18 protein-coding genes and 1 pseudogene are annotated in these 23,804 nt (G+C 55.1%); 15 read left to right on the top strand and 4 right to left on the bottom strand.

Annotation, left to right across the window (positions count from 1 at the left end):
• The first annotated feature begins 29 nt into the window (after positions 1 to 29).
• From E5Q11_RS06400 to E5Q11_RS06350, 11 genes are all read left to right on the top strand, one after another.
• The gene (locus E5Q11_RS06400) at positions 30 to 1,076 is read left to right on the top strand and encodes a nucleotidyltransferase family protein (protein ID WP_135802590.1); all 1,047 of its coding nucleotides are present in this window, start codon (positions 30 to 32) and stop codon (positions 1,074 to 1,076) included.
• Positions 1,073 to 1,798 carry an acylneuraminate cytidylyltransferase family protein gene (locus E5Q11_RS06395; RefSeq protein ID WP_135802589.1) on the top strand — a complete coding sequence of 242 codons (726 nt, stop codon included), beginning with the start codon at positions 1,073 to 1,075 and terminating at the stop codon, positions 1,796 to 1,798. The genes E5Q11_RS06400 and E5Q11_RS06395 overlap by 4 nt, the downstream gene beginning before the upstream one ends.
• The gene (murJ, locus tag E5Q11_RS06390; protein WP_135802588.1) at positions 1,755 to 3,281 is read left to right on the top strand and encodes a murein biosynthesis integral membrane protein MurJ; all 1,527 of its coding nucleotides are present in this window, start codon (positions 1,755 to 1,757) and stop codon (positions 3,279 to 3,281) included. Before E5Q11_RS06395 ends, murJ begins: the two co-directional genes overlap by 44 nt.
• 102 nt (positions 3,282 to 3,383) lie before the next feature.
• Positions 3,384 to 4,091, top strand: a complete 708-nt coding sequence (locus tag E5Q11_RS06385; protein WP_168215624.1) for an aldolase/citrate lyase family protein — start codon at positions 3,384 to 3,386, stop codon at positions 4,089 to 4,091.
• The gene (locus E5Q11_RS06380; RefSeq protein ID WP_135802586.1) at positions 4,088 to 4,639 is read left to right on the top strand and encodes a sugar transferase; all 552 of its coding nucleotides are present in this window, start codon (positions 4,088 to 4,090) and stop codon (positions 4,637 to 4,639) included. The genes E5Q11_RS06385 and E5Q11_RS06380 overlap by 4 nt, the downstream gene beginning before the upstream one ends.
• Before the next feature lie 2 nt (positions 4,640 to 4,641).
• The gene (asnB, locus tag E5Q11_RS06375; RefSeq protein WP_135802585.1) at positions 4,642 to 6,426 is read left to right on the top strand and encodes an asparagine synthase (glutamine-hydrolyzing); all 1,785 of its coding nucleotides are present in this window, start codon (positions 4,642 to 4,644) and stop codon (positions 6,424 to 6,426) included.
• A complete protein-coding gene (locus E5Q11_RS06370; RefSeq protein WP_135802584.1) occupies positions 6,426 to 7,628 on the top strand; it encodes a UDP-N-acetyl glucosamine 2-epimerase in 1,203 nt (400 codons plus the stop codon). Before asnB ends, E5Q11_RS06370 begins: the two co-directional genes overlap by 1 nt.
• Before the next feature lie 18 nt (positions 7,629 to 7,646).
• On the top strand, positions 7,647 to 9,584 hold the full coding sequence (locus E5Q11_RS06365; protein ID WP_135802583.1) for a polysaccharide biosynthesis protein: 1,938 nt from the start codon (positions 7,647 to 7,649) through the stop codon (positions 9,582 to 9,584).
• Between the two features lie 59 nt (positions 9,585 to 9,643).
• The gene (locus E5Q11_RS06360; protein WP_135802582.1) at positions 9,644 to 11,059 is read left to right on the top strand and encodes an MBL fold metallo-hydrolase RNA specificity domain-containing protein; all 1,416 of its coding nucleotides are present in this window, start codon (positions 9,644 to 9,646) and stop codon (positions 11,057 to 11,059) included.
• Positions 11,060 to 11,094: 35 nt separating this feature from the next.
• The gene (tviB, locus tag E5Q11_RS06355; RefSeq protein WP_135802581.1) at positions 11,095 to 12,357 is read left to right on the top strand and encodes a Vi polysaccharide biosynthesis UDP-N-acetylglucosamine C-6 dehydrogenase TviB; all 1,263 of its coding nucleotides are present in this window, start codon (positions 11,095 to 11,097) and stop codon (positions 12,355 to 12,357) included.
• Between the two features lie 170 nt (positions 12,358 to 12,527).
• A complete protein-coding gene (locus E5Q11_RS06350) occupies positions 12,528 to 12,896 on the top strand; it encodes a histone-like nucleoid-structuring protein, MvaT/MvaU family (RefSeq protein WP_135802580.1) in 369 nt (122 codons plus the stop codon).
• A gap of 87 nt (positions 12,897 to 12,983) precedes the next feature.
• On the opposite strand, the pseudogene E5Q11_RS06345 reads toward E5Q11_RS06350, so the two are convergent.
• Together E5Q11_RS06345 and E5Q11_RS06340 are read right to left on the bottom strand one after the other, a co-directional pair.
• A pseudogene (locus E5Q11_RS06345) lies at positions 12,984 to 13,463 on the bottom strand (PAS domain-containing protein); the annotation flags it as partial.
• A 2-nt stretch (positions 13,464 to 13,465) separates the two neighbouring features.
• Positions 13,466 to 14,479: a response regulator gene (locus tag E5Q11_RS06340; protein WP_135802579.1), complete on the bottom strand. Its 1,014-nt coding sequence runs from the start codon at positions 14,477 to 14,479 to the stop codon at positions 13,466 to 13,468.
• A gap of 180 nt (positions 14,480 to 14,659) precedes the next feature.
• Between E5Q11_RS06340 and E5Q11_RS06335 the strand changes: the two genes are divergently transcribed.
• Both E5Q11_RS06335 and sbcB read left to right on the top strand, forming a co-directional pair.
• Complete coding sequence (locus tag E5Q11_RS06335; protein ID WP_225314857.1) at positions 14,660 to 15,520, top strand: hypothetical protein; 861 nt, start codon at positions 14,660 to 14,662, stop codon at positions 15,518 to 15,520.
• Between the two features lie 47 nt (positions 15,521 to 15,567).
• Positions 15,568 to 17,013 (top strand): exodeoxyribonuclease I, encoded by a 1,446-nt coding sequence (gene sbcB / locus E5Q11_RS06330; protein WP_135802578.1) that lies wholly within the window; start codon positions 15,568 to 15,570, stop codon positions 17,011 to 17,013.
• Between the two features lie 61 nt (positions 17,014 to 17,074).
• On the opposite strand, the gene E5Q11_RS06325 is transcribed toward sbcB, so the two are convergent.
• Positions 17,075 to 19,072, bottom strand: coding sequence for a tetratricopeptide repeat protein (locus tag E5Q11_RS06325; protein ID WP_135802577.1), 1,998 nt, complete (start codon positions 19,070 to 19,072; stop codon positions 17,075 to 17,077).
• Positions 19,073 to 19,108: 36 nt separating this feature from the next.
• Positions 19,109 to 20,905 (bottom strand): flagellin N-terminal helical domain-containing protein, encoded by a 1,797-nt coding sequence (locus tag E5Q11_RS06320; RefSeq protein ID WP_135802576.1) that lies wholly within the window; start codon positions 20,903 to 20,905, stop codon positions 19,109 to 19,111.
• A 381-nt stretch (positions 20,906 to 21,286) separates the two neighbouring features.
• Here E5Q11_RS06320 and E5Q11_RS18075 point away from each other — a divergent pair, with 381 nt between their 5' ends.
• Entirely contained in the window at positions 21,287 to 23,185 is a 1,899-nt protein-coding gene (locus E5Q11_RS18075; RefSeq protein WP_135802575.1) for a flagellin N-terminal helical domain-containing protein, read from the top strand.
• A gap of 83 nt (positions 23,186 to 23,268) precedes the next feature.
• Positions 23,269 to 23,676: a flagellar protein FlaG gene (locus E5Q11_RS06310; RefSeq protein ID WP_135802574.1), complete on the top strand. Its 408-nt coding sequence runs from the start codon at positions 23,269 to 23,271 to the stop codon at positions 23,674 to 23,676.
• The last annotated feature ends 128 nt before the right edge of the window (positions 23,677 to 23,804 follow it).

The raw sequence follows: 23,804 nt of genomic DNA, 5'->3' as shown, positions 1-23,804 counted from the left end.
AGAACTGCAAGCCGGGAGCCGAACTTTAGATGAAAAAATGGGAGAACGTTCTAGTCCGCCCGGACATGCCTCTTGAAGAAGCCATTGCTGTTCTGGACAAAGGCGGATTAAGAATTGCGCTGGTTGTTGACGCCGCCGGCGAGTTAAAAGGTACATTGACTGACGGCGATATCCGCAGAGCATTGCTTCGACATCTTCCCCTGACGTCGCCGGTTGAAGAGGTGATGTGCAGTACGCCCCATGTGGCGGGGAGTGGCTGGAGCAAAGACAAGATTCTGTCAGTGATGGAAGATCTGCAACTGCTTCAGATACCCGTAGTGGATTCGCGCAAACACGTTGTTGGGCTGGAAACGCTGCATGGTTTGATGGAGCGCAGAACGATCAGGAATCCGGTGTTCCTGATGGCCGGTGGGTTCGGGACACGGTTGCGCCCGCTCACGAATGAGTGCCCGAAACCGCTGCTTAAGGTTGGGGATAAGCCGATCCTTGAGTTGATCCTCGAGAGCCTGGTGAGCGCAGGATTCCATCGCTTCTTCATATCTACCCATTATTTGCCCGAGATGATTCAGGAGCACTTTGGTGATGGCTCTCAGTGGGGGGTCAGCATTGAGTATGTTCACGAGGAAAACCCACTGGGTACTGGCGGTGCCCTTGGCTTGTTGCCCAAAGACAGAATTGATCTGCCATTGCTGATGATGAACGGCGACTTGCTGACTACCGTGAATTATCGGGGCCTGCTGGACTTTCATGCAGATCACGGCAGTGTGGCAACCATGTGTGTGCGTGAATACGAGCATCAGATTCCATACGGTGTTGTTCAAACGGACGGAACCTACATTCGGAGTATGGAAGAGAAACCGGTTCAGAAATGTTTTATAAACGCTGGCATCTATGTGGTATCGCCGGAGCTAGTGAGCGCGGTTATGCCGGGCCAGCGTGTGGATATGCCGACTTTGCTTGAGCAAAAGATGGGTGATGGCGAGAAAGTTTCGATGTTTCCGGTTCATGAATACTGGCTCGATATCGGCAAGATGGACGATTTTCATCGGGCACAGAAGGAAGTGGGCTATTTATGAAACTGGCCGTCATTCCTGCCAGAGGTGGCAGTAAGCGACTTCCTGGCAAGAATATCATGCCGTTGGCCGGTAAGCCTCTCATCCAGTGGACCATTGACGCAGCCCTCGAAAGCGGAGTATTTGATCGGGTCTGCGTCAGTACTGACTGCGAAACAATTGCCAGTGTGGCCCGTGCTGGCGGCGCCGATGTGCCTTTCCTGCGCCCGGACGCGCTGGCTTCAGACACGGCGACTACGGCAAGTGCGCTGGCGCATTTTATCCAGATGCTGGAACAGGCTGAGGCCTGTTCGTTCAGCCATGTCTGCCTGTTACAGCCGACCTCGCCATTGCGCACGGCTGAGGATATCCGCGAAGCGGAAAACCTGCTGATGGCGGATAATCTGGATGCGGTGGTGTCGGTGTGTGAGCTGGAGCACCCAATCCAGTGGTGTAATCGCCTTGGGCCAGACGGCAGCATGAAAGGCTTTGTAACACCAGCGGCGAACCGCCGATCCCAGGATCAGGAACCGTTTTACCGGTTGAATGGTGCCATCTATTTTTGCAGGACGTCTGTTGCCCTGAAGCTGGAGACCCTATACAGCGAGGATGTCCGCAGTCGCGCCTGGGTGATGGACCAGGCTCATTCTGTGGATATAGATACTGCGCTTGATTTCGCAATCGCGGAAGCGGTGATTGGCTATGAGTCGGGTCAGTGGTCAGGTACTGATACTGGCCGTGTTTAAGCGAATCCTCTCTGCATCAATCATCATTAACATTGGCCTCTTGCTGGGGCGATTGCTGGGTTTTGTCCGGGAAATCCTCATTGCTGACGGCTATGGTGCCAGTTGGCAGGCCGATGTAACCGTGACGGTTCTGACCCTGCCAGACATTCTGATCAATATTCTGGTGGGCGGTGCGTTGACCGCAGCACTGGTTCCCAGTTTTACGGCCGATAAAGCCGCTGCGCGGGCTCTGGCCTACCAGGCGTCGATTGTCATTTTTCTGTTTTTCCTGGTCGTCGCCGGTGTTCTGGCTTGGCAGGCTCCGGTTCTTGTGGATTTGCTGGCACCGGGATATTCCGGGCAGACGCGGCAGGTCGCTGAAATCGGCGTAGCCGCTGTGGTTCTTCTGTTGCCAATCTTTGTTCTGACCGGGGTTACAACGGCGCTGCTTCAGGCCAGAGAGCGGTTTGCCATACCCAGTCTCGGCACTTTCTTTTTTAATGGGGTTCTGATTGTTGGCCTGTGGATGGCCATTCAACAGGAAACGTTCAACGTTATGGTTATTGTGTTGAGCGTGTTTGCAGCCGGTACGTTGAGATACGTTAGCCAATTGGTGGCCGTTCGCCCGGGCATTGCCCCGGTCAGATCGATGCAGCCTTGGTTGATTTCAGGGGATCTTGTGCGCCGCTACTGGCAGGCGATGCTGTCGGGCGGGATTCTGTTTGTTTATCCGGTTGCGGCAAGGGCTTACGCTTCTTTGGTGGGTGAGGGCGGGGTCGCCATGTTCAGCTATGCCATGAGGCTGATTGAGCTACCGCTGTTGCTTTGTGTATCTTTTCTGGGTGTGGTTCTACTGCCACGAATGTCAGAGGCCTACGGTCAGAACCGGAAAAGTTTTATAAGATTGATTGCCTACGGCCTGCAGGCGGTATTTTTACTGGGAACGGTGGCTATTGCGACGCTCTTTGTTGGTAGGCAGGGCTACGCTCAGGCTGTGTATGGCCGAGGACTGCAGCCGGAAGCAATGCAGGAGGTTGTTCAACTGGTTGGCATTGGCCTGCTTTGTGTGTTGTTCCAGGGCGCCGTTACGTTTATGACCGCTGCTTTTAACGCCGCCCGGCAGACGCAGTTACCTCTGGCGATGAATCTTTTGGGAGGTGTTGGTCTGTTTCTGGCATTGCAGGCCGGCGGTGGGCGTTCGCTCCTTGAAATCATGATGGCCCTCACCTTCACTTATGGTCTTCTTGCGCTGGTTTATTCTGTGGTTCTGGGGCGCCGGTTTCCGGGTTCCGGTCCTTGGCGCGATGGGCAGTCATTAAAGTTTATGGCGGGTGTTTTGCTGATCAATGTACTGGTGGCGGCCGCGCATTGGTGGCTTTTGACCTCTATTGCGGGGGGCTGGCTGTCGGTGATGCTCACGATAGTGGCTGGGGTTCTGGCTTTGGTACTGTCGGCCCTGTGTCATCGAGACGTTCGTGCCCGTATTTTCAAGGTGAGTTTCTGAATGTTTCATTATCTGTACATAACCCGTTCCCCGGAAGTGGCCGCCTTTGTGGAACAGGCCGGTGTCACGCGGTTATTCGTTGACCTGGAAATCCATGGAAAAGTGGACCGGCAGGGGCATCTTAATACGGTGATCAGTCGCCACACCATGGAGGATGTGACGAGAGTCAAATCGGTGCTTGGCGTCGCTGATTTGTTGGTTCGCCTTAATCCACTTCATCCGGGGTCGCGGCAGGAGGTTGACGATGCAATTGAAGCTGGTGCTGATATTATCATGCAGCCCATGTTTCACACGGTTGAGGAGGTGGCGGAGTTCGGCCGGTACATTGATGGCAGAGTTCGCTTCATGCCTCTGGTTGAAACCGCAAGTGCGTTGAACCAGATTGGTTCGATATCTGCATTAAACTGTGTTGATGAGATTCACATCGGGCTGAACGATCTCCATCTGGATCTGGGCCTTGAATTCATGTTCGAACCTGTGGCTTCTGGCCTGATAGAGCAGAGCATTGAAACTGTTTCCAAACCGTTCGGTTTTGGCGGCGTTGCCCGAGTTGGCCAGGGCGATGTGCCTGGTGAGCTGGTTATGGCGGAACACGTGCGTCTTGGTTCGACCGGCGTGATTCTCTCCCGTGCTTTTCATGCCGGCGCTGACACCGTTGAGGCATTGAATGATGGATTTTCTTTTCGTGAAGAACTGAAAAAACTGATGAGCGAGCGTGAAACACTTTTGAGCATGGACACTGATTCGCTGAATGCGAAACATCTGGAGTTTCAGGCTGGCGTTAAAAAAATCCTGAGTAAAAAGCTGTGAAACGGGTATTTGATATTCTGGTGTCGGTCTCAGCGTTGCTGGTTTTGTCACCGGTCTTTATCGCTATTCCTCTAATGATCCGCAGGGATGGCGGCCCGGCACTTTTCCGGCAGCCAAGGGTAGGACTTCACGGCAAGGTTTTCAGCATCTACAAGTTCCGGAGTATGGTGATGAACTCTGAACAGCTGGGAGGCCATAGCACTCAGGCGGATGACCCTCGAATCACGCGAGTTGGCAAATTTATCCGCAAGACCAGTATCGATGAGTTGCCGCAATTGCTTAACGTAATCAGGGGCGAGATGAGTATTGTGGGGCCAAGGCCCAACGTGCCTGCGCAGCGGACTGAGTATACCCAGCAGCAGTGGGACCTTCGAAATAGCGTTTTGCCGGGCATCACCGGGCTTGCCCAGGCAACTCTGCGGTCAAACGCGACCTGGCAACAGCGGTATGATCTGGATGCCGAGTATGTGCGTGCATGCTCTATGGGCCTTGACCTCAAGATTATCCTGCTGACTGTGAAGCAAATTTTCACCAAAGGCGGCAACTGACAATGTGTGGCATTTTTGGATATTACAGTTCGGGTGGAACCCGGTACTCGGACACTGAGCTGGCCGCGATGGGGGAGACCATACGCCATCGAGGGCCGGACTCCCAGGGCATCTGGCATGATGTTGATCACGGCGTAGCGTTGGGGAACCAGCGGCTGTCAATTCTTGATCTTGAGCATGGCGACCAGCCTTTTATTTCTGATGATGGCCGTGTCGTGGTTGTTCAGAATGGTGAAATTTTCAACCATGAAGAAATCGCTGAGGACCTGAAAGGGTCGCCCTGGGCCTGCCGCACCCATTGCGACACAGAAGTGATTCTGCGCCTTTATGAGAAAGCGGGCATTGCCGGTCTTGATCAGCTCAATGGGATGTTTGCCATTGCGATTTATGATGCCAAGGAAGAGGCGCTCTTTCTGTTCCGGGACCGCGTGGGGGAAAAGCCCCTTTATTATCATCTGGATGCGGATGGCCTGGTATTTGGCTCTGAAATCAAGGCGATTCTTAGCCTGTTGCCTGAAAGGCCGGCTCTGGACTACACCGCACTGAATCTGTTTTTTGGCCTGAACTATGTGCCCCAGCCATACACCCTTTTTGAAGGGGTGCGGCATGTAAAACCCGGGCATTATCTGCGAGTCGACCGCAGCGGAATCCGCGAAAACTGCTGGTGGGATCTTTCCCGTATTCAGCTTGAAGAGAAATCCGAGGCCCAATGGATCGATGAGTTTAATTCGTTGCTCGATGATTCCGTGCGCATCAGGCTCCGTGCAGATGTGCCTTTCGGGGCCTTTCTTTCGGGCGGCGTAGACTCGTCAACGGTAGTTGGCCTTATGAGTCGGCATATGCAACAGCCGGTGAGAACCTACAGCATTGGCTTTGATGACCCGAAATACGATGAATCTCCCTACGCACAGGAAGCAGCGACGCGTTTCCAGACTCAACATACTCTGGAAATCGTTCAGCCTAATTTGCTCTCGCTCTGGCCGATGGCCACCTATCACTGTGACCAGCCCCACGGGGATGTGTCTTTCCTGCCCACGTTCAAGGTCGCTGAGCTTGCAGCTCAGGATGTGAAGATGGTCCTGACCGGCGATGGCGCTGATGAGCTTTATGCAGGTTACGACAAGTACAAGAGCTTTTTCGGCAGCGGCGAAGATGAGTATGTCTGCGATGATGACTTCGCCCAGCGCTACATAGCCAATATCAGACTGTTCGATGATCCGAGTCTTACACGTCTATTTGCAGAGGGTGTGCGGCAGCAAATGAGTCCTGAACACTCGGTTTCAGCTGTTGTCAGAAAAGAGCTTGAGCGGTCCAGGCACATGGGTCGAATCAATCAGGCGCTGTTTGTGGACACCGAGCTTTTACTGTCTGGAAATAATCTGGTCAAACCAGACCGGATGGGCATGGCGGTTTCGATTGAAAACCGGGCACCGTTTCTTGATTACAGGTTGATTGAGCACGCCTTTTCAATGCCCGGTGAGCTTAAGCTTCGTCAAGGCGAGACTAAATACATCTACAAGAAAGCCGTTGCCGGCCTGATAGGCGATGGCCTGGCCTACCGGAAGAAGCAGATGTTTACCGTTCCCGTGGGTGACTGGTTCAAAAAGGACCTACGCCCACTCTGTGAGGACCTGCTTCTGAGCGAGAGAACCCGGGCCAGGGGGTTGTTTGATTATGATTATGTCGAGAAGCTGCTGACTGATCATTGCGATGAGCGAAACAACAATACCCGCGAGATTCGCGCCCTGATGGCTTTTGAGTACTGGTGCCGAGAGTTTATGGATTGATGAAACATCTTTTGATGGTGTGTTACGGCGGTGGCCACATGAAAGTGCTGGCGCCCCTTTATGGCCCGCTTTCCAGCCGATATCGCATCAGTATGCTGGCATTGACCTCTGCCGGGGCTTTTATGCGGGAGCAGGGCATACCGAGCCTTGGCTTCAGTGATTTTGCGTTCTGCCACGCGCCGGAGATTCAGGCGCACGGTCGCAGGCTGGCTGAGAATATGACGAGTAATGGCACGGTTTCCCGGGAGGAGACAGTGGCTTACATGGGCGCGTCTTTTTTTGACCTTGTGAACCAGTCGGGTGATGAAGAGGCAGCCGCTGAGCAATATCAGCGCAAAGGCCGCGCGGCTTTCCTGCCGGTGGCATCCTTGCGAAAGGTGATTGCTGAGCTGGGCATTGATGCGGTGGTGACGACGAATGCGCCCAGGGCCGAAAGGGCAGCGCTGGTCGCTGCAAAAGAGGCTGGATTGCCGGCAGTGTGTATTAATGACAATCTCTGGATACGCGGCGGGGTTGCTGATGTTGCCGCAGATGGCCTGGCGGACCGGATCTGTGTTCTGAGCGAACAGGTGAGGCAGGCGCTGATCGCTGAGTGTGCTGTTAACCCCGGCAAAGTGGTTGTAACAGGAACGCCAGTATTTGATGCTTTAAAGAATGTTTCCTGGGTGCCCGGCAAAGACGTTGTACCAAGAGTTCTGCTGGCGGATTGTGATCTACCAGATGTTCACCCGTATCTGGACCTTCATAATGCGAATCCGGGTATTGCGGAGGCTGTCAGGTCGGAGCTCAACCGGCTCGCTGAAGACGGAGTGATTGACGTCTATTTTCGACCCCACCCCAGTCAGCGGTTTGATTACTCTGCGTATCCTGCGATTAAGTTATCGATGCCGGAAGAGAGCCTTCATGAGCGTCTGGCCCGCACTGATGTAGTTGTTACCGCAATCAGTACGGTTGGAGTGGAGGGCAAGGTGATGGGGCTGGGGCTGGTATCATTGGAGAATACTGTATTTTCGACGATCCAGTCCTATGGACGGCTTGGGCTCTCTAGCGGTATAGAAGAGGCCTGTGAGCTGGAATCAGCTATTCTGCGCGAACATCAGAAGGTACAGAAGCGTGAGCCAGAACAGATGTACGAAGGTGTGGCTGTGGAGAACATCGTTGCTGTTATTGACGCTCTTTTCACTGGGCAGACCTTCGAATGAGCGGGAGCCGGCTTCAGAATGATTAAGCATTTGTTGCGGATGTCCAGGCATCAAAAGCGCCGCATTTTCGTGGTTCTGGATATGCTGGCGCTTGCCTTCTCATTGTGGGCAGCCTATGCCTTGCGCCTGGAGGATCCGTTCTGGTTGCCGGATGCTCCGCAGGCACTGACTCTTCTGGTAACTATCGTCTTCACGGTTGCCGTTTTCATCCGGTTTGGCCTATATCGGGCGGTGGTCCGGTTCTTCGGGGACAAGGGCTTTCTCACGATCGTTTATGGTGTATTTGCATCGGCGCTTTGCCTGATTGTGTGCGGCTATCTGTTCAAGGCGATGGTTCCCAGGTCGGTGCCGATCATCTACGGGGCGCTGGCGTTTATTTTTCTGAGTGGTATGCGCCTGAGTATTCGTGAACTGATCAATCAGCCATTGCAGCGTAGTAAAGAATCGGTTGCGATTGTTGGCACCGGAGAAACCGGGCTGGCTCTGGCCTCTGCGTTACGCCAGGGTGCGGAGTATCGTCCGGTCATGTTTGTCAGTTTCGATAAGGCCAGTCATAAATCGATGATCGGAGGTGTTCCGGTTGTCAGTATTGATCGCGTACACAAGCACATAGGCCGCTATGGTGCGCGAAGAATTTTGCTTGCGCTGGACGCAGACTCTGTCGTGGATCGTACAGAGTTGCTCAGGGAGCTGGAGGGTCTGGCGGTTCCTGTTCAGACCGTACCTTCGGTGTCGGAAATCGTGGCCGGCCGGGCCCGTATCAACGATATCCGTGACCTTGAACTTGAAGATCTTTTGGGCCGCGCCCCCGTGCTGCCGGATGCCGCAGTGGTTGCAGGGAGTATCTACCAGAAATCCGTAATGGTGACGGGGGCTGGTGGCTCGATTGGTTCCGAACTTTGCCGCCAGGTTATTGTTCATCAGCCAAAAGTGTTGGTGCTTTTTGAACAGTCAGAGTTTTCGCTCTACGCCATTGAACGCGAATTGTTGGCGATCAAGGCCTCGGAAGGGCTGGATATCGAGATCTATCCGATGCTTGGTAGTGTTGTCCACCAGAGAAGGTGCGAGACCGTGATGCGGACCTTCGGGGTGAACACGGTCTATCATGCAGCTGCGTTTAAACATGTGCCTTTGGTTGAGCTTAATGTTATCGAAGGTATTCAGAACAATGTATTCGGAACGCTGCATGCTGCAGAGGCTGCAATCACTGCCGGTGTCGAGCGTTTTGTGCTTATTTCCACAGATAAGGCGGTACGCCCAACCAATGTTATGGGCGCCAGCAAGCGACTTGCAGAACTGGTGTTGCAGGCACTGGCACAGAGGCAGGACAAGACCATTTTTTCCATGGTGCGCTTTGGTAATGTTCTGGGATCGTCTGGTTCCGTGGTGCCGCTGTTCCGTGATCAGATTCGCAAGGGTGGCCCGGTGACGGTTACCCATCCAGACATCATCCGCTATTTCATGACTATCCCTGAGGCGAGTCAGCTGGTTCTGCAGGCTGGCAGTATCGGTGTGGGTGGCGAGGTATTTGTTCTTGATATGGGTGAGCCGGTTAAGATTGCCGATCTGGCTCACAAGATGATTCATCTGATGGGATTGGACGAGAAAACAGAAAGTAATCCCTATGGCGATATTGAAGTCGTTTTTACGGGGCTGCGCCCGGGGGAGAAGCTTTATGAAGAGCTGCTTATTGGCGACGACCCCCAGGGCACTTCTCATCCCAGAATCATGATGGCCCGGGAAGTCTCTTTGTCATGGCAACAGGTTGAATTACTGCTGCGGGAATTGCAGCGCGCCAGCCAGGCTTTCGACTGTGCCGCCATTATCAAAGTATTGAAGGACGCAAAAACTGGGTATGCCCCCAATGGCACATTGGGAGACCTTGTCTGGTGTAAGGGTGACGCAGACCCAACTGCAGAAAACGGGGATGAAAAATTACACCGGTTTCCAGTCTGATTGAAATGTCGGTAATCATCTGGTTGCCGGAGAGTGTAAATAAGAGATGTTTAGGGACTATGATCAACATAAAACACCACGGAGCGGTGACAGGCGTAACTGGCTCATGCCATGAGCTGGTTGTCGGGCAATCAGGCATTTTCATTGATTGCGGCCTGTTCCAGGGCGAGGAAGCCGGCAACGGCGCCACTGCGAATGACCTTTCCATTGATTTCCCCATCGACCACATTCGTGCGTTGGTCGTCACCCACGTTCACATTGATCACGTGGGCCGGATTCCCTATCTGCTGGCGGCGGGTTTCCAGGGGCCGATTATCTGCTCTGAGCCTTCGGCCATTATGCTGCCGGAGATTCTTGAGGATGCCCTGAAGATCGGTTTTACCCGGGACAGGGCACTGATCGAGCGGGTTCTTGGGCTGATTCGTTCCCGACTTGTGCCTGTGCCTTATGGGCAGTGGCATTCTGTGTTTGATGGCCAGGATGGTTCGCTTGCTGTGCGGCTGCAAAGGGCGGGGCATATTCTGGGGTCGGCCTACATTGAGTGCGAAGCGGAGAGTGATGGGGCTTTCGAGCGCATTGTGTTCAGCGGCGATCTGGGCGCGCCCCACTCGCCGTTGCTGCCAGAGCCCATGCCGCCGGAGCGGGCTGACCGCGTGGTGATCGAGAGCACCTATGGCGACAAGGATCACGAGAGCCGGGTAGACCGGCGTTATCGCCTTAAGGCTGTGCTTGAGAATGCGTTGGCGGATGGGGGTACGGTGTTGATACCGGCGTTCAGTATTGGGCGGACGCAGGAGTTGCTTTATGAGATTGAGAGTTTGATTTATGAGTTTGGGGGTGAGGCTGGTATGGGGTCTGACCCCTCGGGGTCAGACCCCTTGTGGGACGATCTGGAAATCGTTGTGGATTCGCCGTTGGCGGCCACCTTCACCCGAATCTACCGCGATCTCAAACCCTTCTGGGATGCTGAGGCCACAGAGCTGGTCAAGCAGGGCCGGCATCCGTTGTCATTCGAGCAGCTGACGGTGATCAATAGCCACGAAGACCATTTGAACGCGGTGGACTATCTGACGCGCTCTCACCGCCCCTGTGTGGTGTTGGCCGGTTCGGGCATGTGTGCCGGCGGCCGGGTGGTGAACTATCTGAAAGCGATGCTGGGCGACAAGCGCAACGACGTGCTGTTCGTGGGCTACCAGGCCAAGGGCACACCGGGCCGGGATATTCTGACGTACGGGCCGCATGGTGGCTGGGTAGAGCTGGACGGCGAGCGCTACGATATTCAGGCTCGCATTCATCAGGTGGGTGGTTACTCGGCCCACGCGGGCCAGTCGGATCTTGTGAGATTTGTTCGTGGCATAGAGCCGCCACCGTCAGAAATACGGATTGTGCACGGCGATGCGGATGCCAAAGAATCCCTCAAGAGCCAATTTCATTCAGCCGGGTTAACGGGGATAATGATTCCCGGTTTAGCGTGAACCCGTTTATTTTCCAGTAAAGGATTAGAGATACCATGAAAAAAATCGCCGTAGTCGGCCTTGGATATGTGGGCCTGCCCCTGGCAGCCGCGTTTGGGGAAAAGCGGGAGATAGTCGGCTTTGATATCAATAAAAAGCGGATTGCTGAGCTGAAAGACGGCGTTGATTTTACCCGTGAAGTATCCCGGGAGGAGCTTGCGGTTTCAAAAGGTCTTTCGTTTACCGATTCACTGGAAGGCATCCGCGATTGTCAGATTTTTATTGTGACGGTTCCCACGCCCATTGATGAATTCAAATCTCCGGACCTGACTCCGCTGGTTAAGGCCAGCGAAAGTGTTGGCAAGGTTCTGAAATCCGGCGATATCGTGATTTATGAATCCACGGTTTACCCCGGTGCTACCGAGGAAGTCTGCATTCCGATACTTGAGAAGATATCCGGCCTTACTTTCAATAAGGATTTCTTTGCCGGATACAGCCCGGAGCGGATTAACCCGGGTGATAAAGAACACCGGGTAACGTCCATTAAAAAAGTCACCTCCGGTTCGACCCCGGCGATTGCGGATGAAGTAGATGCGCTTTACGCCGGCGTGATTACTGCAGGGACTTATAAGGCCAGTTCAATCAAGGTCGCTGAAGCCGCAAAAGTGATTGAGAATACCCAGCGTGATCTGAATATTGCATTGATGAACGAATTATCAATGATTTTTTCAAAACTCAAAATTGACACCCATGAAGTGATTGCGGCGGCTTCGACCAAGTGGAACTTTCTGCCATTCAAGCCGGGACTTGTGGGTGGCCATTGTATTGGCGTTGACCCTTATTACCTGACCCACAAGGCGCAGGCCATTGGTTATCACCCCGAAATCATCCTGGCGGGCCGGCGGGTAAACGACAATATGGGCCCATATGCGGCGTCTGAGCTGGTCAAGGCGATGATCAAGGCAGGTCATACCGTTGCCAATGCCAAAGTGCTGATTATGGGTTTCACATTTAAAGAGAATTGCCCGGATTTACGGAATACCCGGGTAATTGATGTGGTTAAAGAGCTGAAAGAGTTTGGCTGCCATGTGGATATTACCGATTGCTGGGCAAGCAGTGAGGAAGCCCACGAGGAATACGGTGTCAAACTTGATCAGAATCCACAGAATGGATTCTATGATGCCGTGTTACTTGCCGTTCCCCATCGCGAATATGCAAGCCTGACATCGGATGAACTTCGACAGTTTATGAAGCCCGGCGGTGTGTTGTTTGATCTCAAGGGTGTGCTGCCTTTGGGTGAGGCAGATTTACGGTTGTAAATACTTCTTTATGACAATGCCAGAAGCCGGCTAGATGTGCCGGCTTTTTTATGGATTAAAATCCGGTAAATCAAAAATTTTGCTATAAATAAATTATTAAATTATTATTGGGTCCGACTTCCAGTCATTTTCATCAAAAAAGTAAACCATAAATAAAGGTTTTGTTATCCATGGCAAAGATCAACGATTATTACCAGAAAAAGCAGCTTATGGAAAAGCTTTCTGAAGAACTGGCACAACTGGAGCAGGATCAGGCTTTGAAAGGCGAGCTGGAATTTGAAAACAAGGTTCGCGATTTGATGAAAGAATACAAGAAAGCACCGAAAGATGTGCTGCAGATTCTTTCCGCGATTGATCCCAGCATTTCTGGTGGTAAAGTCGCAGCTACTGGCGGCACCCGTGCCAAGCGCCCGATGAAAACCTACAAGAACCCGCATACCGGGGAAGTGGTTCAGACCCGCGGCGGCAACCATAAAACGCTGAATGAGTGGCGTAAGAAGCACGGCAAGGAAGCGGTACAGAGCTGGCAGCAGGATTGATCGTATCCTGTTGAGTGTGGTGTCGGATTACGCCCCGTTGGGCCTAATCCGACCTACGCCATTACCCCGCAATCTCTCTCCTTATCCCCGGCCATTCCTGTTTATCTCTTCCAATTGCGCATTGGCTTTTTCAAGGGCCTGTTTGCTGGTAGCGATGTCGGTCACGTCGTAAACCATCAGGCAGACTTTCTCGACCTTGCCGTCGATGCCAGCCAGGGGGCTGATGGTCAGGTTCTGGTACATGAATTCTTCGGTGCCGGTAATTGGACGGGTGTTGCGAAATCGGAACAGGTAAGGGCGTTGTTCCCAGGATGTGAACGCGCGGGTGTTGAGCATTGCGACGGAATCTACCTTGCGGGTCAGCCAGGCTCTGGGGATGTCCGGAAACGCATCAAACAGGCTGCGGCCCTGGATTTTGCCGGCGGACAGGCCGCTGTGGTGTTCCATGAAGCCATTCCAGATCTGAACCCGGAAATCCAGGCCTATGACCACAAGGCCGACTTCCACGGACTCCAGCATGTCGACCAACCAGTGAAAGGAATTTGCGTCGTCTGCGTCAATGGTCATGGTCAGTCCACCAGGTATTTCAGGCGTTGTTTCAGAAAGGGCACTGAATCTTCGGTCAGCAGAATCAGCATGTCGCAACTGATGTTGGTGTTTTCCAGCTCATAGCCGATTTCAATACACAGCAGTTTTTCCTGTTTCGAACGGTGATAGTCCAGCAGGTCGCCAACCTTGCGGTGCTGCCCCAGAACGGTCGGGTGGCCCAGGCGCAGCTTGATATCCAGCTGGTCACTTATGCCGTTGATAAAGGCCCCGAACAGGATGCTGGACATGTCCATCAGCACCTCCACCTGCAGGTTTTCGGTGGTGCCTTCTTCATACATCAGCAGTTTTGCCATTTCGTCGAAATTGGCATCGGCGAACAGCAGCATGGCCTCACCGGCGATACCGGCCCCGAGAAACCCCTGGCAAACGGCGGAATACCGGGTGTGGGTGTCGGCCGCGGAAATTGCCATGCTCAGTTCGCTGGTGGTGATCATTTCGACACGGGGAATCGGCTGTTTCACGAATACCTTCAGCAGCCTTGCCAGCAGGTCTGAAGAGCGCCCCATGGCAACGTTGGAGATTTCCTGAAGGTAGTCCGGCAGGCTGACCGGGGTGGGTTCTGGTGGCGTGGGCCCGGGCCGCGCTTTCCCGGTTTCGAATTCGTCGGGTTGCAGAAAGCCATAGTCCCGGAGGATACGGGCAACCTGGTCGGTGTCCGTGGGTTTTTTGATGAAGTCGATGGCGCCGAGTTTGCGCACCCGCTCCCGCGCTTCCGGCTGAATGTCCCCAGACACCACAATGGTCAGCACCGGCAGATCCTGCTCGCGAATCGCCTTCAATACCTGATAGCCGTCCATTTCCGGCATGTTCAGGTCCAGGAACAACAGCTCTGACCCGGTTTCTTTCAGCCGCTCAAGGCCGTGGCGTCCGTCAAAGGCGAAGGTGACATCTGCTTTCCAGTTTTTGGGTAGGGCGCGGGCCATCTGTTTGCGCGCCATGGAGGAGTCATCGCAGATCAGGACTCGGATGGTCATGGTGGCTCCGGTTGTTATTTTCTTCAGTATAGCAGTGGGATAGGTGAATTCTATGGCCTGTGAACTGCCTCACTCTATTGGCGGGTCTGCCTGGGATAGTATGGCCTTGCTGCGATAACAAGATGTTACATAGGCAGCCGGCTGATTGCTTGCCGGCTGACGACTCAGAGACACGGATCTATGAAAAAGGATGCAGTTCGCTTCGCTGTTCCCATCACCCTATGCCTTGGGTTGTCTCCCCTGGCAGTGGCAGAGCTTGAGCCCATTTCCGACGCCGAAATGAGTGAGGTTCAGGGGCAGGCGTTGATGACTGTGGATAACGCCGGGGATGGCACCCATAACTTCACCCGCGTGACCATGGGCATGGATGTTAAAACCCGCCTGAACGTGGATGACGCGGTAATGGGCGGCGATGACGCCGGCGCTGACCTGGCTGTGTCTGACCTTGCCCTGGGCCACTACGCCGAGGATCCAAACCGCGTCCAGATCGACGGCCAGACCTACGCGGCGGGTGAGGTGGTTCGGTTCCAGGGCGCGCAGCCATATTTTGAATTGGCTAAACGCGACGGTGAGCTGTCTGGTTTTCGCATGGGCTTTGGCGAGGCCCGGGGCACACTGTCCGGCGATTTCGCCAGCTTCAGCGGCAATCTGGGCATCAAGCTGACGCAGGAAGATGGCACCCAGGTAGATGCCACCCTGTTCGATGAGAGCGGTATTGCCACCAAACGCCGCGCAACCCAGATCGGCATTCCCGGTGCTGATGGCACCTGCTCATCACCTGATCAGTGCGTGGCGCTGACCAACATCAAATCCATGAATGTGGGTGTGGATAACGGTGACGGTACCGTCGGGTTCACTAATGATCTGTTTATGGCGTTCCAGCAGGAATCGGTGAACTGGCAGCAGGTGAATGGTGCCGGTGTTATTCAGGGCCCAGAAGGGGTGTTCATGAACCTGCCCACCAGTATGAACCTGGACATGCAGACACTGCAGAACGGCGTTCAGCGTGAACGCACCCATCGCGGCACCGGGATGTTCTGATAGACTGCGCAGCAATCCCATTTGATTCTGCGCAGGAGCTCTGAACGGTGATCCGCTCTTTCTACTGGCACGATTACGAGACCTTCGGGGTCGACCCCATCCATGACCGGCCCTGCCAGTTCGCCGGCGTTCGCACCGATGCCGACCTGAACATCATCGAAGATCCCCTGGTTATCTACTGCCGCCCGGCTGATGATTATCTTCCGTCCCCCCAGGCTTGCCTGATCACTGGCATTACCCCGCAGAAAGCCCTGCAGGAAGGCTATCCCGAAGCCGAATTTATCGCCCAGATCAACGAGGCTTTCAGCCAGCCCGGTACCTGTGTGGTGGGTTACAACAGCCTGCGGTTTGACGACGAGGTCACCCGCCACACTCTTTACCGCAACTTGCGTGATCCTTATGCCCGGGAATGGCAGAACGGTAATTCCCGCTGGGACATTATTGATATGGTGCGGCTGACCTATGCCCTGCGCCCGGAAGGCATCAACTGGCCCACCAAGGAGGACGGCAGCCCGAGTTTCCGGCTGGAAGAACTGACGGCGGCCAACGGCATCAGCCACGAGAGCGCCCACGATGCCATGTCGGATGTGGAAGCGACCATTGCCATGGCAAAGTTGATCAAGGAAAAGCAGCCAAAGCTGTTTGATTTTGTGCTCAACAATAAGGACAAGCACTCCGCACGGGCCATGCTGGACACTGCTACCATGAAGCCGGTGTTTCACATCTCGGCAAAATATCCGGCTTCCCGGGGCTGCTGCGCGATGGTCGCTCCGGTCGCGGAGCACCCCACCAACAAGAACCTGGTGATTGTGTATGACCTGCGGGAAGACCCGACCGAGCTGATTCAGGCCACGCCGGAACAGATTCGGGCGAGGGTGTTTACCTCTCAGGCAGAGCTAGGGGAGGGCGTTAGCCGGTTTGCATTGAAAGGGGTGCAGCTCAACAAATGCCCGGTGCTTGCGCCCTCAGCCATGCTGAAGTCCATACCGGAAGACCGACTGGCGTCACTGGAGCTTGATGGTGAACGCCTGCGACGCAATCTTTCACTATTGAGGGAAGCGCCAGATCTTCCCGCCCGTATCGCCGAGGCTTTCGACCAACCCCACGAAGGTGATCTGACGGACCCGGACGAGCAACTCTATGCCGGCGGGTTTATTAGCAAGTCTGATCGGGAAACCCTGAACTGGCTGCTTAAGCAACCGATCGAAACCCTGGGTGAACAGGAAGTTCATTTCGAGGACGAGCGCCTGGCCGAACTGGTCTTCCGGTTCCGGGCCAGAAACTATCCGAGCACACTCATTGGCGAAGAAATGGAACGCTGGGAAGAATTTCGTGGTCAACGCCTGATGCACCCCAAAAAAGGCTGGCTGTCGCTCGAAGCCTTCGCCCAGGAACTGCAACGCCTGGCCGCAGACCCCGAACTGACACCCCAGAAGCGCCAGATCCTCGAGGAGCTGCACCTCTACGGCGAATCCCTGATCCCCTACCTCTGATTGGGGTCAGACCCCAATGCATTTTAGCTGGCCAAATGCACTGGGGTCTGACCCCAAATTGTTATCGGCGTTTCTGGAAGTAGACGCTCAGGTCCTGGCCCATCAGGCTTTGGACTTCGCTGCCCAGGGTTTCTGCCTGAATCTGTTTTTGCACGGGGCCGGTGGCCAGGCTGTGGCCGTCGGTGTCGCGAGCTTTGACCAGTTTCCAGTCGACTTCGTTACTGACCAGCGCCATCAGTTCGTTCAATTGCTCCGGGTTCTGTTCGGCGAACCAGCGGTCGCGACAGCCGCCCAGGGCGTAGAAATCAGGGTCTGCGAGCAGTGCCTGCCACACCGGGTCCTGGCGGTTGTTCAGGACCATTTTCCGTAACTGCCGGAGGGCAGGGCGGGTGGGCTTCAGGGCGTGCCGGGCAACCAGCTGGCGGATATGGCGGTCGCCGCTGGTCTGTTCGCTGACGCCGGTGTGCATGTGCACGATGGCGCCCGCGGTGGTTCCGGTATTGGCAAGCGCAGCCAGCGACACATCGGTCATGTTCGCTGAAGGCAGACGGCCGATTTCTATCCAGTGAACTTTATGATCATCGGCCAGGAATCGCTGGGCGACGGACCATGGCCAGAACACAATGTTGTTGATGCCCAGCTCATCCGCCATTCGCGTCGCTTTGGCGATGTTGGCCAGGGATTCGTCCACCGCAATGACTTCAACATCACTAAGGTAATGTGCCAGCTCCATGGCCCGCTGTCCGGAGCGGGCGCCGCACACCATCATTCTTAGGGTGTCCGGGCATGCGTCTGTGGCAACCCCCAGTTCATTGGCGAGGGCGCCTTTCAGGCTGCTTTTGGTGCGGTAAGAAAGCGTGGACCAGCTCGGCCAGGCCTGGGGAAGGTCGGTTTTTTCCAGAACCAGCTCGCCGGATTTTTCGTCGAAGCCCTGTTTGATGGCTTCTTCCATGGCACGGTCGTAGTAACTGGCGGCCATGGCAGCCTGCATGCCCGCTGGCCAGTCCACCAGGTTCCAGGCTCCAAGTTGCACCGCAAACGGTTGATGGAACAGAGCACCGTACATGGCGCTGAGAATCAGGGAGCCAACCAGGCTGTCCTGGGTGTCGCCAAGGGCAAGCTGGGCGCTGATGCTGTCGTTGATGGCATCAATCAGTCGCTCTTCATCTTCATCCGCGGTCAGCGCGTAACCGGTGCGGTCGACATAAACCGCAAGAGCCAGAGCCAGGGGCTGAAGTTCGTCACGAAGCTCTGCGGTTTGCGCGACTTCGGCCAGAACGGAGCGGCGAAGCATTGTTATAAGCTCTTCGACGGCCGGATCTGGCATCAGGGTTTTGTTCAGCGCCAGTAACAACAATGAATCCTGGCTGGCGGCGTCCAGGAAAATCTGTGCGTTCGGATCCGTCAGGTCGTATTGCTGGCGGATGATGGCCGCTACGAAACGCCCCAGTTCCTGATGAGGCAGACCGTCGTGGCTGAGCAGGGCGATGGCGTCCTGCGCGATGTCGGTATCCGCGCTGGTAACATCAAGGTGTTCTGCACACTGCAGCATACCGCTGTAAACAGACGGCCATTCCAGGCCAGTCTGCAGCAGCTTTCGATAGTGCAAATAGGCAACATCAAAGGCGCCCTGAATACGTTTGGCATGGGCAATACCGCAGAAAGCGGCTGCCGATTGCCGGTCCATTTCCAGTGCCTGCAGAAAGTACTGTTCAGCCAGGGCCGGGCGTTCCGAGCGGATCGCCCAGTATCCCAGATTGGTGAACTGCTGCGGCTGGGCCGGATCATGGCTCAGGCTGTCGGTGAACAGGGTGTGGGCCTTTTCCAGTTGGCCGTCGTCCATTTCCACCCGCCCCAGAAGCCCCAGCGCCGCAGCGTTGCCAGGTTCCTGCGCCAGAACTTCGCCAAGATAACCCCGGCATTCCAGGCGCGCCTTGGCGCTCTGAATCAGCGAGACCGGGCTGTTGGATTCGCCGTAGGCCAGATTTGCCTGCAGCAGAAGCCGCGCAATACAGGCCCGTTGGTCATCTGTGGCGTGGATACTGTGCTGTGCTTGCATGGGACACCTCGTTTCTAAAAAATCGCCCTTAGCCCGTTAACCCTGCAGCAGCTGCAGAACCTGCTGGGGCCGCGCATTGGCCTGGGCCAGAACCGACAGGCCCGCCTGCTGCAGTACCTGGGTACGGGCCAGTTCGGCGGTTTCGGCCGCGAAGTCTGCATCCCGAATCCGGCTGTTGGCCGCCGAGAGGTTCTCGGACGTTGTGCTCAGGTTGGCGATGGTGGACTCGAAGCGATTCTGCAGCGCGCCCAGCTCGGCCCGGAAGCCGTTGATTTTGTCGAAGGCGTAGTCGATGGCCACCAGAGCCTGTTCTGCGCCGTCCCGGGTCGAAATGTCCAGCTCGTTGACCGTAACCGTGTTGTCGGCAACCGTGGCGTCATAATCTTGCTGAATGACGGGTAAGCCGCCACCGTCCAGCAGGTTCGGCGTGGTGATCGATACGGTGTATGGTGAACCGAACTGAGAGGAAAAGATGATTTCATCGTTGACGGAGTTCAGGTTGGCGCGAATGCCGGTATCGACCGTTTGGGCGTTAACCTGGGCCACAATGTCATTCAGCGAGGTCGCACCCTCAACCAGGATGTCGGTGCCGTTTAGCTGGACGTTGATGTCGACCGGCGTCGCTGCGCTGAATGCTCCGGCCAGGGTTAGATCCTCTGCAGCGGCAAGGGTGACGGTGTCAGTCAGTGAGGCCGTCGGGGCAGAAGCAATGGTGACTGAGGGAGGATCGAAAGTGTTGCCAGCCGATACAGTAATATCGAAGTTGTCATTGGCAGCGTCGTACGCAACCGTTGTATTGGCGTCGGCAAAAGCCGTCTCAATTTGGGTTGCAATAGCCGCACCCGCGGTATCCAGGTCGGCTTCGGGAGCTATAGTGATATCTGTTCCGCCGACTGTAAGAGTGCCGCCGTTGGTGAAATCAAAGCCAGCGATTGAGTAGTTATCAGCGTCAGTCGCAGCGTTAATGCTGGCGACATCCTCCGTAACTGTATCTCCATCAGCCGTTGTCAGGTTAAAGATAGCTGGCACGTCAGCGTTATTAGCGTTGGTGAACGCCAAATCTGAACCATCGGCGACAACGGAGATGCCCGCGAGATCACCGCTCACATCAAGGTCAATCTGATCCTGAATTTCGGTAGCCAGCGCCCCTGCATCTGCGAAGGCTGTATCGGCGATCGTGAGGGTTACGCCGTTGATCTGGACGGTACCACCTACAGTCTGAGCGCCATCGAAGGCGAAGGCAGCCACCGATGCAGCGGTTTCAGTCGCTTCGCCCGGGCCTATAATACTGTTCGAAAGGTCGGCTGTTTCTTGTAATATCGAACCAATCTGGCTGCCCCGTGAGTCCAGCCCGCTGACGCCAATGGTTTCGCCGGCATTGGCGCCCACCTGGAAAGTCTGCTCGCCAAACGTACCGTCCAGCACTTTCAGACCATTGAAACTGGTCTGGCTTGCTACCCGGTTGATTTCTTCGATCCGCTGCTGAACTTCCTGGTTCAGTGCTTCCCGGTCTGAGGTGCTGTTGGTGGCGTTAGCCGACTGAACAGAAAGCTCGCGGATGCGTTGAAGGTTATTGGTGACCTCATCCAGAGCGCCTTCTGCGGTCTGGGCCAGGGAAATGCCGTCATTGGCATTCCGAGTCGCCATGTTCAAGCCGGTAATCTGAGCCTGAAAGCGCGTGGAAATGGCGAGGCCAGCCGCATCGTCCTTAGCTGAGTTAATGCGCAGACCAGAGGACAGCCGCTCTAGCGCGATGTTGGCGTCGCCCTGCGATGCGTTCAGATTACGTTGGGCATTCAGCGAAGCAATGTTGGTGTTAATGACCTGAGGCATATCAATTCTCCTGCTCAGCGGTGCCGGATGCCCAGTGCCCGAATGGAGAAGGGAACCTTTGCCGGCTGAAATTATTGGAACTTGCCGTTTTGCAGGGACCAAGCGAACTGTGTGCCAGTTTTTAAAGTTCGCGGTAAGTTACGGTTTTTAATAAGCGTTTGGCGCCTTGGTTGCTGGATCAGGTTTGAAACTGCCAAAAGATTGCCATCTCAAAAGGAACTGAATTGCCGCTTTTACATTCGTTTACAAAAACGACAGGTTTTTTTCTAAAGCAACCGAGAGGGGGGCCGTTAAGTGATGTAACAGGGGGGCGCTGCCAACAGAGAAAAAGGCGCTTCACCTTTTCCATGAAATAACGACCTATGTCGAAGGAGAAGCACTATGGCTCTCGGTATCAACACCAACGTAGCCTCACTGAACGCGCAAAATCAGCTTGGCAAGTCCCAGGCCCAAAACGACCAGGCCCTCCAGCGTCTGTCGTCTGGCCTGCGCATTAACTCAGCTAAAGATGATGCAGCCGGTCTCGCAATCTCGACACGGTTCAGCTCACAGATTTCGGGCCTGAACGTGGCTGTCCGTAACGCTAACGACGCCATTTCGCTGTCGCAGACAGCTGAAGGCGCGCTGAACGAAGTTACCAACAACCTGCAGCGTATTCGTGAGCTGGCAGTTCAGTCTGCTAACTCCACCAACAGCAGCTCTGACCGTGAAGCACTGAACCAGGAAGTTCAGCAGCGGATTGAAGAAGTAAACCGTATTGCCGGGCAAACCGCTTTTAACGGCTTGAAAGTTCTCGACGGCAGTTTCGGTGACGCGGTTTTCCAGGTTGGCGCCAACGTGGGTGAAACAATTGGTCTGGACTTGAATACCAGTGTACGTACTGACTCTGTCGGTGCTGTTGCACAGGCGGTATCCGCGGACCTGACCACGCAGATTGCCGAGGAGGTCACGGCGGTTACAGGCGCTGCGGCGACCTATGGCATTGATTCGACAGCGTTGATCGCGGATTACAGCACGACGGGCGCCTCATCAGGTACATCGACCGTTCAAGTTGATACCGCGGCGGTAGGTGGTGACACGATCGAGATAAACGGGGTGACATTTACCTTCGTTGATGACACCACCCCTGGTGAAACTGTTGTCGACGCGAACAACGTCACGATTACCAGGGATATTACAAACACTGCATTGACCGCAGAGACGACGGCGCAAGCACTTGATGCTGCTATTGATGCCTACAAGGCTGACGTTGATCCCACCTTCACAGCGTTTGACGATGTAACAGCATCAAATGCAACCGGCACTTTGACGCTGACCTATGGCACTGACGGCCTGCCTAGCACAAACGGCAACACCATCGGCACGGCAACCGGCACGCTTGCGACAACTAACACGTTGGATGCTTCGGGCGCCGACGGTGACACTAGCGCCAACCGCACCTTCACCATAACTGACCCTGAAGGTAACAACCTTTCGGTAACGCTTAACAGCAACATCACGTCGGCGGCAGATCTCAACACTGCAATTCAGAATGCCGCTGGGTATGGTGCAGCTACGTTCACATCCGCAGTTGATGGCGACAATGTTGTCCTGACTGACGGATCTGACATTGACGGTAGCTTCTCAATCGGTGGAACCGATGCCGCGTTGATCACTGATGCGAACGTGGCGGCCAGCACTTCAGCCGGTGCGACAGCAGTGACCGGGGTAGCCGCTCAAGAAATCGTCGTGGGCGAAAATGACCTCACCTTCCAATTTGGTGACGGCGAGGCGCTCGCGGTTGAAGCTGGAACCTACAGCACCGTTCAATCCTTCGTAGATGCGGTCAATTCAACGTTGGGTAGTAACGCCACTGCGGTTCTTGGTGATGATAATGTGCTCACCATCACTTCCGGTGAGGCCATTACTGTCGCAGCCGCAAACGACACCAGCACAGCCTTCACTACTGGCGAGAATGCGGTGTCAGGCAGCCTTCAGGACTCTGACGTCCTGACGGTAGCAGGCGCCAACTCAACGATCCAGCGCGTCGATGCGGCTTTGACCTCGATCAGCGATCTGCGCAGCACCTTTGGTGCGATTCAGAACCGCTTTGAGTCGACCATCGCCAACCTGAGCACTTCGGTGGAGAACCTCAGCGCCTCGAACAGCCGTATCCTGGACGCAGACTTTGCGGCAGAAACGGCGGAACTGGCCAAGTCGCAGGTTCTGCAGCAGGCGGGTATCTCAGTACTGGCGCAGGCTAACGCCCGCCCACAGCAGGTTCTGTCCCTCCTGCAGTAATTGGGGCATAGCGGTACAGGCCGGGGCTGATCTGATAAGGAGAAGCCCCGGTCTAACGCCGTTTGAGAAGAGTGAGGTGAGCTATGAATGACGTTAACCTGAACAGCCCGGATCTGAAGTTGGTTCGCAACAGTGAGCAGGCTCCGGCTCGGGCAATTTCGTCATCTCAGGCCGATGGCAGCAGTGCCTCAGCCCAGATTCCAGCCACCCTGCAGGCCCAGGAACCTTCGAAAGCCGAGCGGCTTGAGAATCGTAACGAAGGCCAGCGGGAGCAATTGGATGAAGCGGTCTCGCAACTGAACGATTTTGTCCAGAACGTTCAGAGGGATTTGCAGTTTGAAGTGGATAACGACCTGGGGCAGACCGTGGTAAAGGTTGTCGATCAGTCTACCAAAGAAGTTATCCGGCAGATTCCGAACGAGGTTGCTTTGAGGTTGGCAGAAAATTTGCAGCAGGATGAACCGCTGACGTTGTTTAATATCACGGTCTAGGGCTCGCCAGCCCTGGCCTGGTGTGAATAACGGACCATCAGCACCGCCGCACCCAAGAGGGGCCGGCGGTGTTCTGCGTTTTGGCAGGGCTAAATAAGGGCCTAATAAATGGACGCCCGTTACCGCCT

Origin of the sequence: Marinobacter confluentis, from assembly GCF_004785685.1 — a bacterium.
GTDB classification, from domain to species: domain Bacteria; phylum Pseudomonadota; class Gammaproteobacteria; order Pseudomonadales; family Oleiphilaceae; genus Marinobacter; species Marinobacter confluentis.
This window is presented reverse-complemented; position numbering and strand designations above follow the sequence as displayed.

What these genes read in the sequence shown, in the direction of transcription:
- E5Q11_RS06400 (WP_135802590.1), top strand. Translation starts at nt 30, where the DNA reads ATGAAAAAATGGGAGAACGTTCTAGTCCGCCCGGACATGCCTCTTGAA.
- E5Q11_RS06395 (WP_135802589.1), top strand. Translation starts at nt 1,073, where the DNA reads ATGAAACTGGCCGTCATTCCTGCCAGAGGTGGCAGTAAGCGACTTCCT.
- murJ (WP_135802588.1), top strand. Translation starts at nt 1,755, where the DNA reads ATGAGTCGGGTCAGTGGTCAGGTACTGATACTGGCCGTGTTTAAGCGA.
- asnB (WP_135802585.1), top strand. Translation starts at nt 4,642, where the DNA reads ATGTGTGGCATTTTTGGATATTACAGTTCGGGTGGAACCCGGTACTCG.
- E5Q11_RS06370 (WP_135802584.1), top strand. Translation starts at nt 6,426, where the DNA reads ATGAAACATCTTTTGATGGTGTGTTACGGCGGTGGCCACATGAAAGTG.
- E5Q11_RS06365 (WP_135802583.1), top strand. Translation starts at nt 7,647, where the DNA reads ATGATTAAGCATTTGTTGCGGATGTCCAGGCATCAAAAGCGCCGCATT.
- E5Q11_RS06360 (WP_135802582.1), top strand. Translation starts at nt 9,644, where the DNA reads ATGATCAACATAAAACACCACGGAGCGGTGACAGGCGTAACTGGCTCA.
- tviB (WP_135802581.1), top strand. Translation starts at nt 11,095, where the DNA reads ATGAAAAAAATCGCCGTAGTCGGCCTTGGATATGTGGGCCTGCCCCTG.
- E5Q11_RS06350 (WP_135802580.1), top strand. Translation starts at nt 12,528, where the DNA reads ATGGCAAAGATCAACGATTATTACCAGAAAAAGCAGCTTATGGAAAAG.
- E5Q11_RS06340 (WP_135802579.1), bottom strand. Translation starts at nt 14,479, where the DNA reads ATGACCATCCGAGTCCTGATCTGCGATGACTCCTCCATGGCGCGCAAA.
- E5Q11_RS06335 (WP_225314857.1), top strand. Translation starts at nt 14,660, where the DNA reads ATGAAAAAGGATGCAGTTCGCTTCGCTGTTCCCATCACCCTATGCCTT.
- E5Q11_RS06325 (WP_135802577.1), bottom strand. Translation starts at nt 19,072, where the DNA reads ATGCAAGCACAGCACAGTATCCACGCCACAGATGACCAACGGGCCTGT.
- E5Q11_RS06320 (WP_135802576.1), bottom strand. Translation starts at nt 20,905, where the DNA reads ATGCCTCAGGTCATTAACACCAACATTGCTTCGCTGAATGCCCAACGT.
- E5Q11_RS18075 (WP_135802575.1), top strand. Translation starts at nt 21,287, where the DNA reads ATGGCTCTCGGTATCAACACCAACGTAGCCTCACTGAACGCGCAAAAT.
- E5Q11_RS06310 (WP_135802574.1), top strand. Translation starts at nt 23,269, where the DNA reads ATGAATGACGTTAACCTGAACAGCCCGGATCTGAAGTTGGTTCGCAAC.